A 15,493-nucleotide genomic window follows, 5' to 3' on the forward strand; every position below is an offset into this window, starting at 1 on the left:
CATTGACTCAAAGGTATACCATGAAAAAGATCCACATCTTTACCATCGTTTTATTGACAACATTCATTACTGCCTGCGGCTTCCATCTCAAAGGACAAGAGCAACATAGCACCAAAATTCACGCTATTTACCTTGACTGCGCATGTGACGACGCATTAGCTGAAAACATCGTCTCACAACTACAAGCACGCAATATTCAGCTGATTAGTGACCCAACCAACGGACTCGCTCTATCCATATCAAATGCTCGGGAAAACTCATTCAATACCGCTATCGGTGATAATGACCGGAGCAAAGAGGTTGAACTCACCATCGGATTCGATGCTCGAGTTGAACGTAATGGCAAATTTTTGGGCCAACGCCGTATAGAAAGTAGTGCCTATGTACAATACAACAGCGATACTTATCTCGGCAGCAGTGCTGAAGCTGCGGAAACACGCCACCGCTTACAACGAGAAAATACGGACAAGCTGATCCGCTTCCTCGAATCAGTAAGCGCGAAATAACTCAACCAATGAATATTCAAGCCGAGCAAGCCCCCCAGCACTTCGACAAGCAAAGCAGTACGCCCGTAACCTTAATCTACGGCGAAGAAACATTGCTCAATGTCGAAGCTGCTGATGCTTGGCGGCAATGTGTCCTAAAAGAAGGCTATAGCGAGCGCCAACGCCTCGACAGCGATGGTGGTTTCCGCTGGCCGACTCTACTCAATGAATTTGACACACCATCGCTGTTTGCCAGCAAACGCGCTATAGAGCTGCACAGTGACGATAAAAAGTTCAATAAAGCAGCCGGTGAAATACTCAAAGCGCTTGCCTCACGGCAATCTGACAGTATTCGCCTCCTGATCTACGCACCAAACCTTGAGAAACCGCATACCGCCGGTTGGTATAAAGCTTTATTTAACGGCCAAAATACCGTGGTGCAAAGTAAAGCCCTTTATCCCAGCACTCTGGCCCGACAAATAGACCAACGCTTGCGTAACGCCAAGCTACACCTCACAGAAGATGCATATCAGCGCCTGATGGATTATTGCCAAGGTAATTTGCTTGCCGCACAGCAGGCTATTGACCGACTCAAAATTCATCCTGAGCACAAAAGCGTCATAGGCCCTAATCTACTCAGCGATTTACTTTCAGATGTTTCACATTTTGGCGTATTTACCTTAAGTGACGCTTTACTCAGCGGGCACTGGCTCGAAGCATGGAAAATCACCAACAAACTGCGCGACGAACATGCTGACCAAGCAACGCTTGTCACATGGCTAATCCAGCGTGATATGAATACATTGCTGCAACTACACACCCTTCCCCCGCAGCAACACGGTGATATGTTCAAGCAATATCGGCTCTATAGCCCACAGCAACAGAAGCGCTACCAGCAAGCCAAGAAACGCTTTTCCCCGGCATTGATCCGGAACACACTAAAACTCTGCGCCAAGCTCGACCGCCTCACCAAAGGTGCCGAAGCTGGTGATTTTTGGCTCACACTCAGTCAGTACCTACTATTACTCGCTCAGCGCCATCATGCGACTCGTTAGTATGAGGTATCATAAATGCCGTATGTTTGCTGCACCCACTCCCTGCTTCGCTGGATTTTCAAGCCACGCAGCAATAAGCTATGATGTACTTTTTAACCTGACAAACATGCAAATGATTTCACCCCCCAAACATAATAGTTCTCTACTACGTGCGATATCGCATACTTGGCAAGAGATAGCATCTATTTGGGCGATGAGATTGTTTAGCGTGATAAACAACTCATAGCAGTATGGCTAACCCTTCGCCCCCACCTCTCAATCAAGCCATTGATGGCACCATCAGTCACTGGAATGATGAGAAAGGCTTCGGCTTTATCCAATACAAAGCCAAATCACCCGGTGTATTTTTCCATATATCCAGCTTTGCCTATCACCACAGCCGACCACAAAAAGGCAATAAAGTCGTTTTCATTGCTATGGAAAAAAATGGTCGCTATAGTGCACAACGCGTTGTACTGGCTAAAGATGCAGACAGCATCAACGGCGACAACATCATCGACAACACCCAACTGCCACCACATCTTGCGGAAGGTTTCATTTTCGCCCTGATCAGTATTTTTTTCTATGCTGCGTTAACCTATATTTCTGCACCGCTTGCCATTGCTTCATTGATCATCAGCAACCTGACCTATATGCTTTACAGCTTGGACAAGCAGGCCTCTCTTCAGCATCGTCAGCGCATCCCCGAAGCCAGCTTACACATTGCAGCCATACTTGGCGGCTGGCCTGGTGCTTTAATTGCCAGAGCGCTACTGCGCCATAAAACCAAGAAAATCCGCTTTGTCATCTTTTTTTGGCTGAGCATCATCATAAATTTTGCCGCACTTTACGCCCTGGTACTTTTTATTCCTGAGCATCTTGATTACTTCAACCATTACATCATGTCTTATTTGGGCTTTTAGTGCCGTAACATTGCTTGCACGAAAAGTTATTTGTATGATGCAGGTTTACCTTAATTGATCTAACACCATGAGTATCATTGCCCAACTGGGTCAGCAGGCAAAAAGCAGCGCGAGAATTCTTGCCAATGCAGGTAATCAGCAAAAAAGTGCTGCGCTACACGCTATTGCAGACAGCATCCTCACAATGCAGGATCAGATACAGCAAGCTAACCAAAAAGATTTGACTGCTGGTCGAGCCAAGGGCTTAAGCCCTGCGTTACTCGATCGACTGGAGCTGACGCCAGCAAGACTACAGAGCATGACTGACGGTATCCGCCAAATCGCCACGCTCAGCGATCCCGTTGGTGAAATCAGTAAAATGCGCACCAATGACAAAGGCCTGCAAATCGGCAGAATGCGCGTTCCACTCGGTGTTATCGGTATCATCTATGAATCACGCCCAAACGTCACGGCAGATGCTGCTGCACTGTGCCTCAAATCTGGCAATGCTGCCGTTTTACGTGGTGGCTCAGAGGCCATCCACAGCAACCGCGCCATCATGGCGGCTATTCAGCAAGGATTAGCCCAAGCAGGATTACCAGAACATGCCGTGCAGTTGGTCCCAGACACTGATCGTGCTTTGGTCGCAGAGTTACTCAATGCAGCAGAATATATTGACGTCATCATTCCACGCGGTGGCAAAGGATTGGTCAAGCTGGTCAGTGAGCAGGCAAAAATGCCGGTCATCAAGCATCTCGACGGCCTTTGCCACACTTATATCGATCAACACGCAGATATGAACAAAGCGCTGCGTATCGCCGATAACGCCAAAACCTACCGCTATGGTATCTGTGGCGCAACCGAGACGCTACTCGTCCATCAGGGCATTGCTGAAGCCTTTTTGCCACGCATTGCCGAGATTTACGCTGACAAAGGAGTGGAAATACGTGGCTGTGAACAAACCAGAGCCATTCTAAGCGCTCATACAGCTGAAATTAATCCAGCCAGCGATGATGATTGGTCCACTGAATACCTCGCGCCGGTGATTGCGATTAAAGTCGTTGCCGATTATGATGCCGCCTGCGCACACATCGACAAATACAGCTCAAAGCATACCGATGCCATTGTGACTGAGCATTTCAGCACCGCGCAACGCTTCTTGCGCGAAATTGATTCCGCTTCAGTCATGGTCAATACCCCAACTTGCTTTGCTGATGGCTATGAATATGGCCTCGGTGCAGAAATTGGCATCAGTACAGACAAAATACATTGGCGTGGTCCTGTCGGGCTTGAAGGGCTCACCGTAGAAAAATTCATCGTCATCAGTGATGGCGTTACCCGTTAAACAACATTATTTACACACAAAATTGGAATTTTATGAACGTAGAACAACTTAAAGAACTCGTCCACGCAAGCCTTGAAGACATGAAAGGCGTCGATATTCAGACCATCGAATTAGCTGGCAAAAGTGACATCGCCGATTACATGGTCGTCGTCAGTGGTACTTCTGATCGCCACTTGCACGCCATGGCAGACAAAGTCGTCACTGACAGTAAAGCAGCCGGCGTGCCACCAATTGGAGTAGAAGGCGAAGACAGCCGCGACTGGGTACTGGTTGACCTCGGCGACATCATCGTACATTTGATGCGCCCTGAGACGCGTGAACTCTATGCGCTGGACAAGCTGTGGTCATTGCCACCAACTCGCGGCTAAACCATTGAGATTCGATCTGTCATTGCGTACAGATCGATTTCCCGTCGCCTATACTTAACATCCACGACTGAGAAACAAATGATGCGCCCACTTTGGACCCTGACTTTACTCTGTGTACTCACCGCTTGTTCCACAGCCTACTATGGGACTATGGAAAAATTTGGTGTTTACAAACGCGATATCCTCGTTGACCGCGTCGTCTCGGCACGCGATGCGCAAGACGACGCAAAAGCCGAGTTTCAATCAGCACTAGAGCAATTTGGTTCAGTCGTGTCGTACAACGGTGGTGAGCTGGAAGCAACCTATAAGCGGCTTGATGATGCTTATAAGGACAGCGAGTCAGCAGCTAAGCGTGTTGATGAGCGCATTCGTGCCATAGAGCGCGTCGCAGAGGATTTATTTGACGAATGGGAAGATGAGCTCGACGAATACAGTAATGCTTCGCTACGCGCAGATAGTGAGCGACAACTGCGCGATACCCAGCGTGAATATCAGCGTCTTATCCGTGCGATGAAGGCCGTACAAGCGAAGATTCCACCTGTACTAACCGTATTCCACGATCAAGTACTTTACTTAAAGCACAATCTCAATGCCCGTGCAGTTGCCGCATTACGCGGTGAATATCGCAACGTCCAAGGCAATGTATCGCGCTTGCTAAACGAACTTGACGCATCTATTCGCGAGGCCGATCAATTTATTCAGCGTATGAAATACACTCAGGGTCAATAAATCACTTCCATGAAAAATGATCCTATTGCGCGCTATTCAACAGATTTTATTATCCGTTGTTGGCCTTTTTTACTGGTATTTGCTGTTTTTTCTATCGCTGGCTTAGCCGCACAAAGTTATTTTGGCAAAGTTGATCTGCATTTAATGCTGGTGACTAAAGGTACGCCGGCTTTGGATCACGCCTTTCAGTTTATTACCGACTTAGGAGACTTGCCTTTCGCATTGTTGGTTGCTGCAGTCATTGGCTGGCGCTATCGCTGGGGTGGGGTTGGCTTTTACGTCGTTGCCTGCTTATTACAGCTGATCATCGTGCAAGCACTCAAGCATGGACTGTTTGCCCATCATCTGCGGCCAATCCATTTCTTTCAAGAGATGGGCATCACGGTACACAGTATTGCCAGCGTTGATCAAGGCATGTACTTCCACTTCCCTTCGGGCCATACCGCGATGACTTTCACCGCCTTCTTGTGCCTGGCAACATTTAGTCACCGGCGCTGGTGGCAGTTCGTCTGTGGGCTGCTCGCTGTAGCCGTCGCCTATTCTCGGCTTTATCTCGCGCAGCACTTTATCCTTGATACCATCGCTGGCGCGACTATTGGCGTTCTATGCGTTATTGCTAGCTATTATGGCTGGCAAGCAATCGTCGCACGCAAGCAATTACGCGACAGTGAATCTAACCACATATAGCCCGGGCGAAACAAAAAGCCCGGCCATATAGCCGGGACTTGATGTTTCACAACAAGCTTGTGCGCTATTGCGCCTTACCTGAAGGAGCTTGCGCTTTCTTTGCTTCTTTTTCCGCTTTACGCTGCTCAATCAAATCAGGGACTTCACCGCCAATATGCGTCTCACCACGTGCTTTAGCGAGCTGAATTTGGCGTTCACGCTCGCGGAATCGCGCACGCTGCTCCTCAGTTGCCTTATCGATGCAATGCGGGCAGGACTCACCACGCACATACGCAGCACTTTGCTTGTCTTCTTCTGTAATTGGCATACGACAGGCGTAGCACTGGTCATACTGCCCTTTTTCAAGCTTATGGTTTACGGCAACGCGGTTATCGAAGACGAAACACTCTCCTTCCCATAAAGACTCTTCTTCCGGTACTTCTTCCAAATATTTCAGGATGCCACCTTCAAGATGATAAACCTCATCAAAGCCTTGCTGCTTCAGGTACGCAGTCGATTTTTCACAGCGAATACCACCTGTGCAGAACATTGCCACTTTCTTGTGCTTCTTGGGGTCAAGGTGCTCTTGCACATACTCGGGAAACTCACGGAAAGACTCGGTATGCGGATTGACGGCATGCTTGAACGTACCAATCTGTACTTCATAATCATTGCGCGTATCAATCAACACCACATCAGGATCAGAGATCAGCGCATTCCAATCTTTTGGCTTCACGTAGCGCCCAACGGACTGCAATGGATCAATACCTTCCACACCAAGAGTGACGATTTCTTTTTTCAGCTTAACCTTGGTACGGTAGAAGGGCTGTTCATCAGTAAATGATTCTTTATAGTCAAAGCTACCAATCGCAGGAATAGTGCGCAGATAATCAAGTACGGCATCAATACCGGCTCGGCTGCCTGCAATCGTGCCATTAATGCCTTCATGGGCAATCAATAGTGTGCCTTTGACGTCATGCGCAAGCATGGTATCGCGAATGGCTTCACGGTAATCGGCAAAATCAGGGAAAGGGGTAAATTTATACAATGCGGTGACGACAATATCACCATTTGAGGCTTCACTCATGTTGTTCTCCTGCTCGCTGAAGCGTAAGTTCAGTGCATCGGTTAATGGAAGGAATCTATAGATTCTGGAAATTCAGGACTGAATTTTAAAGCTTTTATTTCGAAAGGCAAGTAAGGCGTGCCTTATTGCATGACACACTCACGAACCTAATTGACAGCAAACAAGGTAGGGCTGGTTTTTTAGCTATGCTCAGCCCAGTAGATCACTGAAAAATTGCCGGCGCCAGCCGCGATCAATTTTGCATTCGCCAGCCTCGCCAGCTGCGAAATAGCGTAGATTTTTTTGAGTACTCAGCATATCTACATGAATACCCAACACTTCAGCCACTTCATGACTGCGCTTATCCAGCCGGTTAAACAGCTCGCGCTGTTTATTATTCAAGCGTGGACTGCGTGGAATGACGGGATAAGGTTTCGCGATCTGGGCAAAGCCTTCATCGAGCATGCTTTGCTTGCTAAAGATCAGATGAGCGCTATCGAGAAATTCTGCCAGCTCATCCGCTTGCTCAATACCACTTTGCGCAATATCAAAGATCACGCCATCATCAAGCACTTTGCGTCTCGGCCAATTTTTATCACGGGCAATATGCTCACGCACAGTATGCAGCAATGCGGCTATGGCTGTTTCCTGCCCTTTTAACTTTGGCGCATTACGCAGCTTGAACCATTGCTGCTGTAGCTGAACGGTAGCTTGATGATCAAGCAAATAACGACACTCTTCAGCCCACCAGCTCAAGCGCTCAAGCTGACTTAATTCAGCACACAAAAGTGGATAGACTCGGCTTAATAGACCAACATCATTCGCCGCATAATCCAGCTGCTTTGCATCTAAAGGACGCTTGAGCCAGTCACTACGGGTCGCACTTTTATCCACCACGGCATCGAGATAATATTCAACCATTTCAGCAAAACTGACCGTCAGCTGAGGGTGGCACAAAGCAAAGCCTATTTGAGTATCTCTGACTGATGACGGTAAATAGCCCGTTTCCTGCCGGATTAACTCAAGATCCTGGCTCCCACTATGCATAACTAAAGGCGCTGAATGATGCAGTAATGCTTGCCAAGGCGGCTGGGCTGATAATGGGTCACACAGTGTGGCCTCGGCCGCACCCGCCTCTTGCCACTGCATCAAGGCAAGCTTGGGAAAATAACTTTTCTCGCGGACAAACTCACTGTCGTAAAAAACCACACGACCCAAGGCGAACGATTCATTATCGCTCGCCCAGTGCCATTGTGTCTGTGTCGCAGCTCTGTTTGTCGGCATCAAAGAATTAGCCTTCTTTTTGATAGAGCTTGACGCTATTGCGCACTTCTTCCTCTGCGGCTGCTTTATCGCCCCAGCCATCAAGCTTAACCCACTTACCTTTTTCAAGTGCCTTGTACTGCTCAAAGAAGTGGCGGATTTGCTCAAGCGTCAGCTCTGGCAAATCATCAATACTTTGGTATTGGGCATAGATTGGGCAAAGCTTTTCAGTCGGCACAGCCAACAGTTTTGCATCACCACCTTTTTCATCAGTCATATGCAAAACACCCAAGGCACGAGATTCAATGACACAACCCGGCTCAACTGGGTGAGGCGTCAGTACCAATACGTCCAGTGGATCACCATCATCACACAGCGTTTGTGGGATATAGCCATAGTTAGCAGGATAATACATTGCTGTTGGCATGAAACGGTCAACGGTCAACGCACCGGTTTCTTTATCGATTTCGTATTTAACAGGGCCTGAATTAGCTGAAATTTCAATTACAACATTAAAAGATTCTGGCAAATTTTTGCCGGCCGGTACATTTTTTAAGCTCATTAAAGCCTCCAAAGATAAAAGTAAACTGTATCACTTATTCTATAACGTTTGTGCGGTGATAGGGTAAGTTTGGCAGCTTTTATCACGCCACTCTTACCCAGAATAACCTCACCTAGCCTCGCCGAGACAGCTCCGCCAAGCGCGCTTTATCGCGCACTGCGCCTTTATCGGCACTGGTCGCCAGCAATGCATAAGCTTGTAATGCCGTGCTGACGTATCGTTCTCTAGGTTCAGCTGGCTGCCAGCCTTTCTTGTCTTGCGCTTCGCGGCGCCGCGCCAGCTCTGCATCATCAATGATCAGGTTAATGCTGCGCTCGGGAATATTGATGTCAATGCGGTCGCCGTCCTCAATCAAGCCAATCGCACCACCGGCCGCGGCCTCTGGTGAGGCATGACCAATGGACAAGCCCGACGTACCACCAGAAAAGCGCCCATCGGTGAGCAAAGCACATTCCTTGCCCAGCCCCATGGATTTGAGATAACTGGTCGGATAAAGCATTTCCTGCATGCCTGGGCCTCCACGTGGCCCTTCGTAACGGATAATGACGATATCACCGGCTTTGACTTGCTTCTTCAAGATTGCGGTTACTGCGGCATCCTGACTCTCATAAACCTTTGCTTTACCGCTAAATACGTGAATTGACTCATCAACACCAGCCGTTTTCACCACACATCCATCAAGTGCAATATTGCCGTACAATACAGCGAGACCACCCTCCTGCCCATAAGCATGCTCTATATTGCGGATACAACCTTGCGCCCGGTCTTCATCAAGTGACGGGTAACGACAATCCTGACTAAATGCCTCTTGCGTCGGGATACCCGCAGGGCCTGCCAAATAAAAGTGCCTGACTTCCTCTCCACCTGTACCGGCGACGAGGTCAAAATGAGTGATCGCATCTTTAAGCGTCGCACTGTGTACTGTGGGGAGATCCGTATGTAACAACCCTGCACGATCCAGCTCCGCAAGGATATTCATAATCCCGCCAGCACGATGCACGTCTTCAATATGATATTTTTGGGTATTCGGTGCGACCTTGCACAGCTGAGGTACTTTGCGCGACAACGCATCAATATCGAGCAGTGTGTAATTCACTTCTGCTTCTTGCGCTGCTGCGAGTAAGTGCAAAATAGTATTGGTTGAGCCCCCCATTGCAATATCGAGGGTCATGGCATTATGAAATGCTTTTGCTGATGCGATAGTGCGCGGTAAGACACGGTCATCACCTTCTTCGTAATAACGCCGAGCATTAGTGACAATCTGACGTGCCGCTTTCAAGAATAATTCACGACGATCAGCGTGTGTCGCCAGTACGGTACCGTTGCCTGGTAAAGACAGCCCCATGGCTTCAGTCAAGCAGTTCATCGAGTTCGCTGTAAACATCCCTGAGCAAGAGCCACAAGTTGGGCAAGCACTGCGCTCTATTTCAGCGACAGTATTGTCACTGACATCAGGATCAGCAGCCATAACCATCGCATCGACCAAGTCAAGATGATGTTCGGCCAGCTTGGTTTTGCCCGCCTCCATCGGCCCACCAGAGACAAAAATCACAGGGATGTTGAGGCGCATTGCGGCCATCAACATACCGGGGGTAATTTTGTCGCAGTTAGAAATGCACACCATCGCATCCGCGCAATGCGCATTAACCATATATTCGACGCTATCTGCAATGATATCGCGCGATGGCAGCGAGTAAAGCATGCCATCATGTCCCATAGCAATACCGTCATCTACAGCAATGGTATTGAACTCTTTAGCAACACCGCCCGCCTTCTCAATCTCGCGCGCAACCATTTGCCCGATGTCTTTCAGGTGCACATGCCCCGGCACAAACTGGGTAAACGAATTGACGACCGCGACAATAGGCTTATTGAAATCACCATCTTTCATTCCGGTTGCACGCCATAATGCACGCGCACCGGCCATATTACGCCCGCCGGTAGAAGTCTTGGAACGATAGGTTATTTTGCTCATGATGTTTATAGCTTTAGAAAAAGATCTGATATTGTAATGGATGGCTTCGCTTTACCCAAGTATTGGGCTACTCCATCACTGCAGACTCATAAAAAAGCGCCACATCCCGTGTGGCGCTTTTGGCGTAGTCTTAATTAATAAGATGAATAAACGTGCCAATCCACTTATGTGGGAATACGCAGCTTCTGCCCTGGATAAATTTTATCCGCACTGCTCAACATTGGCTTATTCGCTTCAAAAATCTTGTTGTACTCATTGGCATTGCCGTAATACTCTTTGGCAATATGGGACAGCGTTTCGCCCTTTTGTACTTCGTGGTAGCGCGCTTCCTCACCATTCTGTTCAACTTCCAGATCATTTTCAACCTTGGCTACGCCTTTGATGTTCCCAGCAGCCAATGCAGCCTTCTCACACGCAGCTTGATCTGGCGCACGCCCTTTCAAAGTCACCAAACCTTCTGCTGCTGAAAATGACACTTCCAGATCTTCCAAGCCAAGCTTCTGCTGCTCAACGTGCGCACAAATTGCGTCAGCCGCTTCTTGGTTCAATTGCTCTATACTTTTCTCTTGCTCAGCTTTTTTCTGCGCAATAATTTGCTCACCAGCATCGGTCAAAAAATCAAACATACCCATCGTTTTGCTCCTTTAATGCTTAAAACATATTTAGCTTATTAATCATGTTCCATGATACCGATTGCCATAAGCACAATAAATAACTTTCATTCATCTATCATGCAAACAATTTCACCGTCACACCAAAGAGCTATAAGTCGGTCCCCTCTTGCTGCTCACGCTTGGCAACCAAGCGTGCAGAAATAAATAGCCCAAGCTCAAATAAGACCAATAGCGGCAAAGCCAATAAAGTCTGCGAAATGATGTCTGGCGGGGTAAGGATCATACCAATCACGAATGCAGCCAAAATAATATAGGGGCGCTTGGCTTTAAGTGATTCGACACTAACCACATCCATCAAGACCAGAATCACGGTCGCGATTGGCACTTCAAAAACAATCCCAAAAGCAATAAATAGACGCAGGCTGATCGACATATAGTTAGTAATATCCGGCATGAAAGCAACGCCTTCGAGCTCAATACTACCAAGAAAATGGAATAAAATCGGCAGGATAACGAAGTAAGCAAACAGCACACCAAGATAAAATAAAATTGTGCTGGATGCGAGAATAGGAAGCATCAAGCGCTTTTCATGGCGATACATACCCGGTGCAATAAACGACCAAATCTGATACAAAGTCCACGGCATTGAAGCAAGTACAGCGAGAAACAGGCAAACTTTTACCGGGGTTAAAAAGACGTCAATCGCATCTTTAGCCAGCATTGATTGTCCCGGGAGTAAATTCGCCAATACCGGGCGCGCAAACAACGTATAAACCTGCTCATAAAATGGTAATAGCGCGACGAACACGATAGCGACCGCAATCAGGATACGTAGCACACAGCTACGCAACTCAATAAGATGCTCGACCAGCGTCATCTCTTGGTCATCTGGGTTTGGATCAATTTTGGGTTCAGTCATGCTGCTTTGGTGGGGTAGTTGAGTCGGGTTTATCGGCTATATCATTCGAAGCTTGGTCATCATGTATAGGCTCAGCTTCAACACCAGTATCAGCATATTCTTCGCTGTCCGCCGCATGAGGATCATAGTCGTAATTATCGTATTCAATACCCGAATCACGCTCATCTACCGCGCGCACTTCCGGGTCATTGAGGTCATCAATACTCTGGCGAATATCATCGTCAAAGCGCGATACGGCTTTGCGTACATCGCGGTCAGCGTCCATCACAGATTGATTGAGCTTTTTGATGTGGTCTTCCATATCCACTTCCTGCATTTGCCGACGGATATCATCAAGGTCGAGTTCGCGCTCGATGTCTGATTTCACATCCTGAAATGCACGGCGCGCTTTACGCACATACGCAGCAACAGTACGCACCACTTCCGGCAATCGCTCCGGACCAACCACCACAATTCCAATAATAGCGATGGTCGCGAGTTCCCAAAAACCGATATCAAACATGGCTGGAACGCCTAGCGATCAAGGTGAGTTTTATCCTCTCGCTTGACTTCAGCATCAATGATACGATCATCATGCTGCTCTTGATTAATACGCTCTTGAGTTACAGCATCTTCTTCTTTTTTGTCGTCTTTGCTGACTTCTTTGAAGCCTTTAATTGCATGACCGAGGTCTGAACCAAGGCTGCGCAGGCGCTTGCCACCAAAGATCAGTACGACGATGACCAATACGATCAATAATTGGATTGGACTGATTCCCATATTTCACCTCATTCAGTGCGTTGTGCTTTTTCTGTAAGCCCCGAAAGGCCGAATCTTCTCGCTAATTCTACACAAATGTCATCAAGCGCGATACCTTGGCGTCTAAGAAGCACCATCAAATGAAAGATCAAATCAGCACTTTCATAGACCACTTCATCCCGCGCACCACCTTTTGCGGCAATCACAGTTTCGGTCGCTTCCTCACCAATTTTCTTTAGCAGCTTGTCCTCGTGGCCATGCAGCAACTTGGCCACATAGCTTTCCTCCGGGTCCGCAGACTGCCGTTCGTGAATAACTTGCTCGAGTGCATATAAAATGTCAGCTTGATTGCCCATAAATAGCCTCTTGTGATTTGATAACCGGTGCTTCAACTTGCCACATCCCATCTTCAAGACGACGATAGAAGCAGCTCTTTCGCCCAGTGTGACAGGCGATACCACCTTTTTGGCGCACCTGAGCAACGAGTGCATCACCATCGCAATCAAGCCATAACCCAACGACGGTTTGCGTATGCCCCGAGCTTTCACCTTTGTGCCACAAGCGCTGGCGTGAGCGGCTAAAGTAAACCATCTCACCGCGCGAGACTGTCTCACGCAGGGCAGCCTCATTCATCCACGCCTGCATGAGGACGGTGCCATCGTCTGCGTCCACAGCTGTAGCGCAGACGAGGCCTTGCGCATTAAAGCGCACTTCACTCAACCAATCAGCCACGTTGGCTTGCCGCCTGTTCTGCTTGAACAGCAGTGATGGCGATCGTATAAAGAATATCGTCGATCAGCGCACCACGCGACAAGTCATTAACCGGCTTACGCATACCTTGCAATACCGGCCCCATCGAAATGGCATTCGCTGAACGCTGCACTGCTTTATAAGTGGTATTACCGGTATTGAGATCCGGGAAGATAAATACCGTAGCCTGACCAGCAACCGGACTATTCGGCGCTTTGCTCTTGCCGACTGAGGCAATAGCAGCCGCATCGTATTGCAATGGACCATCGACGACGATATCAGGGCGCAGTTCGCGTACTTTATCCGTTGCGGCTTTAACCTTTTCAACGTCTTCGCCAGTGCCGGATGTACCTGTTGAGTAACTGATCATCGCAACTTTTGGCTCGACGCCAAATGCTTTGGCCGTGTCATGCGACTGAATGGCAATCTGGGCCAATTCATCTGCATTCGGGTTCGGCACAATCGCGCAGTCCCCGTAGACCAATACTTGCTCTGGCAAGCACATAAAGAATACTGATGACACCATCTTCGCACCTGGGGCGGTTTTAATGATTTGCAGCGGTGGGCGCATGGTATTGGCCGTAGTGTGTACTGCACCAGAGACCAAACCATCAACTTCACCAGCTTCAAGCATCATCGTGCCAAGCATCACGTTATCTTCAAGCTGAGTACGGGCAAGAGTTTCATTCATGCCTTTGTGCTTACGCAACTCAACCAAGCGCGCAATATAACGCTCACGCACCACATCAGGATCAATGATTGAAATATTATCGCCGAGCGTCACGCCTTGTTGTGCGGCAATTTCATTGACGCTATCAGGATTGGCTAGCAACACACATTTTGCCATACCACGCTCTGCACACTGGCTGGCTGCAACCACCGTACGCGGCTCATCACCTTCTGGCAGCACAATCGTCTTTTGCGCAGCAATCGCACGTTGCACAATGCTGTAGCGGAATGCAGCCGGAGAAATACTCGCTTTACGCACCTCTGTAAGGTAGGCATCAACCCAGTCGCTCTTGATATGCTCAGCAAAAAATTCTTTAGTGTGCTGAATGCGGCGTGCATCATCATCCGGGATATGCTTATTGAAGTTATCCATGGCACGCGCAGTCTTCCAGCTGTTGGTATTAATCTGCAACACTGGCAACTTTGACTCTTCAAGCAATGGACGACACAGCTTCATGACGTTTTCAGATGGGCTGGTAGAACCCGTCAAAATCAAACAGCCAAGATTATTACCCGACTTGGCTGAAATCGTGACTGCCATCAGCGTATCATCACGATCGCCCGGCGAGAAAATACAGTAGTTCGGCTTCAAGAACTCAACCGCATTGGGCACTGTACGCGCAAACATGACGTAATCATGCACACGGCGAGTTTCCAGCTCCCCTTCAAACAATACTTTGGCATTAAAGTGGCGCTTCAGATCCAACACTCGTGGCGCAGAAATATCAGCACGATTAGGAATCAAACCAAGCAGTTTAAAACGCTGACCAAAACGGCGCGAGCTGAAAATAGTATCGCCATCAAGGCAACCTTCCCCACCAACGTGATTGACAATCGCGCCGAGCAGATTACCTTTTTCATAACCACCAAACCCTTCAACTGAAAAATCGAGGCGGTTTTCAAGGCGGCTCAAGCTAGGCACTTTTGCACTGGTGACGAACACCACATCCGAACCCAATGAGCGGGCAATTTTCTGGTTAATCCCATTAGCGTAAGGTACGTTTGGCGTTTCGAGCAAACCTTCCATGACGATGATATCGGCATCGCCCTTCGCAGCCTCGAATTGCTGGATAACGTTTTCCATCAACTCATCAACATTATGCGTATCGAGTGCTTTCTGCACCACTTCCGGGCGGATAGTCAACGACTCATCCTGCTTGCCGCGGCAATACTTTGCCATCATACGGCTGCTGTTATCGACTGTATCACTGTCGCTGTTGTACTGCATCACTGGTTTATGGAAGCCAACTTTCATGCCTTGACGTTCCAGCGCGTGATACAGGCCCAATACTGCTGAGGTAAGCCCCGCCCCCTGATGGGTAGAGACTACTAAAATTGATTTAGCCAT

General features: G+C 48.3%; 18 protein-coding genes. 7 read left to right on the plus strand and 11 right to left on the minus strand.

Annotated elements, in window-relative coordinates; genetic code table 11:
• The first annotated feature begins 20 nt into the window (after nucleotides 1-20).
• The 7 genes from KRX19_09840 (at nucleotide 21) to KRX19_09870 (ending at nucleotide 5,550) form a co-directional block, all read left to right on the plus strand.
• Entirely contained in the window at nucleotides 21-506 is a 486-nt protein-coding gene (locus KRX19_09840) for a hypothetical protein (GenBank protein ID MBV7435325.1), read from the plus strand.
• 8 nt (nucleotides 507-514) lie between these two features.
• Complete coding sequence (gene holA / locus KRX19_09845) at nucleotides 515-1,540, plus strand: DNA polymerase III subunit delta (protein MBV7435326.1); 1,026 nt, start codon at nucleotides 515-517, stop codon at nucleotides 1,538-1,540.
• A 230-nt stretch (nucleotides 1,541-1,770) separates the two neighbouring features.
• Complete coding sequence (locus KRX19_09850; GenBank protein ID MBV7435327.1) at nucleotides 1,771-2,442, plus strand: cold shock and DUF1294 domain-containing protein; 672 nt, start codon at nucleotides 1,771-1,773, stop codon at nucleotides 2,440-2,442.
• Nucleotides 2,443-2,509: 67 nt separating this feature from the next.
• Nucleotides 2,510-3,766, plus strand: a complete 1,257-nt coding sequence (locus KRX19_09855) for a glutamate-5-semialdehyde dehydrogenase (protein ID MBV7435328.1) — start codon at nucleotides 2,510-2,512, stop codon at nucleotides 3,764-3,766.
• A gap of 32 nt (nucleotides 3,767-3,798) precedes the next feature.
• Nucleotides 3,799-4,134, plus strand: a complete 336-nt coding sequence (gene rsfS / locus KRX19_09860) for a ribosome silencing factor (GenBank protein MBV7435329.1) — start codon at nucleotides 3,799-3,801, stop codon at nucleotides 4,132-4,134.
• 81 nt (nucleotides 4,135-4,215) lie between these two features.
• Complete coding sequence (locus tag KRX19_09865) at nucleotides 4,216-4,863, plus strand: DUF2959 domain-containing protein (GenBank protein MBV7435330.1); 648 nt, start codon at nucleotides 4,216-4,218, stop codon at nucleotides 4,861-4,863.
• A 9-nt stretch (nucleotides 4,864-4,872) separates the two neighbouring features.
• The gene (locus tag KRX19_09870) at nucleotides 4,873-5,550 is read left to right on the plus strand and encodes a phosphatase PAP2 family protein (protein MBV7435331.1); all 678 of its coding nucleotides are present in this window, start codon (nucleotides 4,873-4,875) and stop codon (nucleotides 5,548-5,550) included.
• A 64-nt stretch (nucleotides 5,551-5,614) separates the two neighbouring features.
• Here the strand turns inward: KRX19_09870 and KRX19_09875 are convergent, their stop codons facing one another.
• From KRX19_09875 to pta, 11 genes are all read right to left on the minus strand, one after another.
• Nucleotides 5,615-6,616, minus strand: coding sequence for a rhodanese-related sulfurtransferase (locus KRX19_09875; GenBank protein ID MBV7435332.1), 1,002 nt, complete (start codon nucleotides 6,614-6,616; stop codon nucleotides 5,615-5,617).
• A gap of 189 nt (nucleotides 6,617-6,805) precedes the next feature.
• Nucleotides 6,806-7,879 (minus strand): ribonuclease D, encoded by a 1,074-nt coding sequence (locus tag KRX19_09880; protein ID MBV7435333.1) that lies wholly within the window; start codon nucleotides 7,877-7,879, stop codon nucleotides 6,806-6,808.
• Nucleotides 7,880-7,886: 7 nt separating this feature from the next.
• Nucleotides 7,887-8,420 carry an inorganic diphosphatase gene (ppa, locus tag KRX19_09885; protein MBV7435334.1) on the minus strand — a complete coding sequence of 178 codons (534 nt, stop codon included), beginning with the start codon at nucleotides 8,418-8,420 and terminating at the stop codon, nucleotides 7,887-7,889.
• Between the two features lie 112 nt (nucleotides 8,421-8,532).
• The gene (gene ilvD / locus KRX19_09890) at nucleotides 8,533-10,395 is read right to left on the minus strand and encodes a dihydroxy-acid dehydratase (GenBank protein ID MBV7435335.1); all 1,863 of its coding nucleotides are present in this window, start codon (nucleotides 10,393-10,395) and stop codon (nucleotides 8,533-8,535) included.
• A 164-nt stretch (nucleotides 10,396-10,559) separates the two neighbouring features.
• Nucleotides 10,560-11,021, minus strand: a complete 462-nt coding sequence (gene lysM, locus KRX19_09895) for a peptidoglycan-binding protein LysM (protein ID MBV7435336.1) — start codon at nucleotides 11,019-11,021, stop codon at nucleotides 10,560-10,562.
• Between the two features lie 136 nt (nucleotides 11,022-11,157).
• Nucleotides 11,158-11,928 (minus strand): twin-arginine translocase subunit TatC, encoded by a 771-nt coding sequence (tatC, locus tag KRX19_09900; GenBank protein ID MBV7435337.1) that lies wholly within the window; start codon nucleotides 11,926-11,928, stop codon nucleotides 11,158-11,160.
• Nucleotides 11,921-12,430 carry a Sec-independent protein translocase protein TatB gene (gene tatB, locus KRX19_09905; GenBank protein ID MBV7435338.1) on the minus strand — a complete coding sequence of 170 codons (510 nt, stop codon included), beginning with the start codon at nucleotides 12,428-12,430 and terminating at the stop codon, nucleotides 11,921-11,923. The genes tatC and tatB overlap by 8 nt, the downstream gene beginning before the upstream one ends.
• 11 nt (nucleotides 12,431-12,441) lie before the next feature.
• Nucleotides 12,442-12,687, minus strand: coding sequence for a twin-arginine translocase TatA/TatE family subunit (tatA, locus tag KRX19_09910; GenBank protein ID MBV7435339.1), 246 nt, complete (start codon nucleotides 12,685-12,687; stop codon nucleotides 12,442-12,444).
• 8 nt (nucleotides 12,688-12,695) lie between these two features.
• Nucleotides 12,696-13,022: a phosphoribosyl-ATP diphosphatase gene (locus KRX19_09915; protein MBV7435340.1), complete on the minus strand. Its 327-nt coding sequence runs from the start codon at nucleotides 13,020-13,022 to the stop codon at nucleotides 12,696-12,698.
• Nucleotides 13,006-13,311 (minus strand): phosphoribosyl-AMP cyclohydrolase, encoded by a 306-nt coding sequence (gene hisI / locus KRX19_09920; protein ID MBV7435341.1) that lies wholly within the window; start codon nucleotides 13,309-13,311, stop codon nucleotides 13,006-13,008. Before hisI ends, KRX19_09915 begins: the two co-directional genes overlap by 17 nt.
• A gap of 79 nt (nucleotides 13,312-13,390) precedes the next feature.
• Complete coding sequence (gene pta, locus KRX19_09925; GenBank protein ID MBV7435342.1) at nucleotides 13,391-15,493, minus strand: phosphate acetyltransferase; 2,103 nt, start codon at nucleotides 15,491-15,493, stop codon at nucleotides 13,391-13,393.

The sequence above is a fragment of the Cardiobacteriaceae bacterium TAE3-ERU3 genome (assembly GCA_019218315.1).
Lineage (GTDB): Bacteria > Pseudomonadota > Gammaproteobacteria > Cardiobacteriales > Cardiobacteriaceae > JAHUUI01.

Coding starts and splice junctions, on each gene's coding strand:
- holA (MBV7435326.1), top strand. CDS start 515: ATGAATATTCAAGCCGAGCAAGCCCCCCAGCACTTCGACAAGCAAAGC.
- KRX19_09840 (MBV7435325.1), top strand. CDS start 21: ATGAAAAAGATCCACATCTTTACCATCGTTTTATTGACAACATTCATT.
- rsfS (MBV7435329.1), top strand. CDS start 3,799: ATGAACGTAGAACAACTTAAAGAACTCGTCCACGCAAGCCTTGAAGAC.
- hisI (MBV7435341.1), bottom strand. CDS start 13,311: ATGCAGGCGTGGATGAATGAGGCTGCCCTGCGTGAGACAGTCTCGCGC.
- KRX19_09880 (MBV7435333.1), bottom strand. CDS start 7,879: ATGCCGACAAACAGAGCTGCGACACAGACACAATGGCACTGGGCGAGC.
- KRX19_09875 (MBV7435332.1), bottom strand. CDS start 6,616: ATGAGTGAAGCCTCAAATGGTGATATTGTCGTCACCGCATTGTATAAA.
- KRX19_09865 (MBV7435330.1), top strand. CDS start 4,216: ATGCGCCCACTTTGGACCCTGACTTTACTCTGTGTACTCACCGCTTGT.
- KRX19_09915 (MBV7435340.1), bottom strand. CDS start 13,022: ATGGGCAATCAAGCTGACATTTTATATGCACTCGAGCAAGTTATTCAC.
- tatA (MBV7435339.1), bottom strand. CDS start 12,687: ATGGGAATCAGTCCAATCCAATTATTGATCGTATTGGTCATCGTCGTA.
- pta (MBV7435342.1), bottom strand. CDS start 15,493: ATGGCTAAATCAATTTTAGTAGTCTCTACCCATCAGGGGGCGGGGCTT.
- lysM (MBV7435336.1), bottom strand. CDS start 11,021: ATGTTTGATTTTTTGACCGATGCTGGTGAGCAAATTATTGCGCAGAAA.
- KRX19_09850 (MBV7435327.1), top strand. CDS start 1,771: ATGGCTAACCCTTCGCCCCCACCTCTCAATCAAGCCATTGATGGCACC.
- KRX19_09870 (MBV7435331.1), top strand. CDS start 4,873: ATGAAAAATGATCCTATTGCGCGCTATTCAACAGATTTTATTATCCGT.
- tatB (MBV7435338.1), bottom strand. CDS start 12,430: ATGTTTGATATCGGTTTTTGGGAACTCGCGACCATCGCTATTATTGGA.
- ilvD (MBV7435335.1), bottom strand. CDS start 10,395: ATGAGCAAAATAACCTATCGTTCCAAGACTTCTACCGGCGGGCGTAAT.
- KRX19_09855 (MBV7435328.1), top strand. CDS start 2,510: ATGAGTATCATTGCCCAACTGGGTCAGCAGGCAAAAAGCAGCGCGAGA.
- ppa (MBV7435334.1), bottom strand. CDS start 8,420: ATGAGCTTAAAAAATGTACCGGCCGGCAAAAATTTGCCAGAATCTTTT.
- tatC (MBV7435337.1), bottom strand. CDS start 11,928: ATGACTGAACCCAAAATTGATCCAAACCCAGATGACCAAGAGATGACG.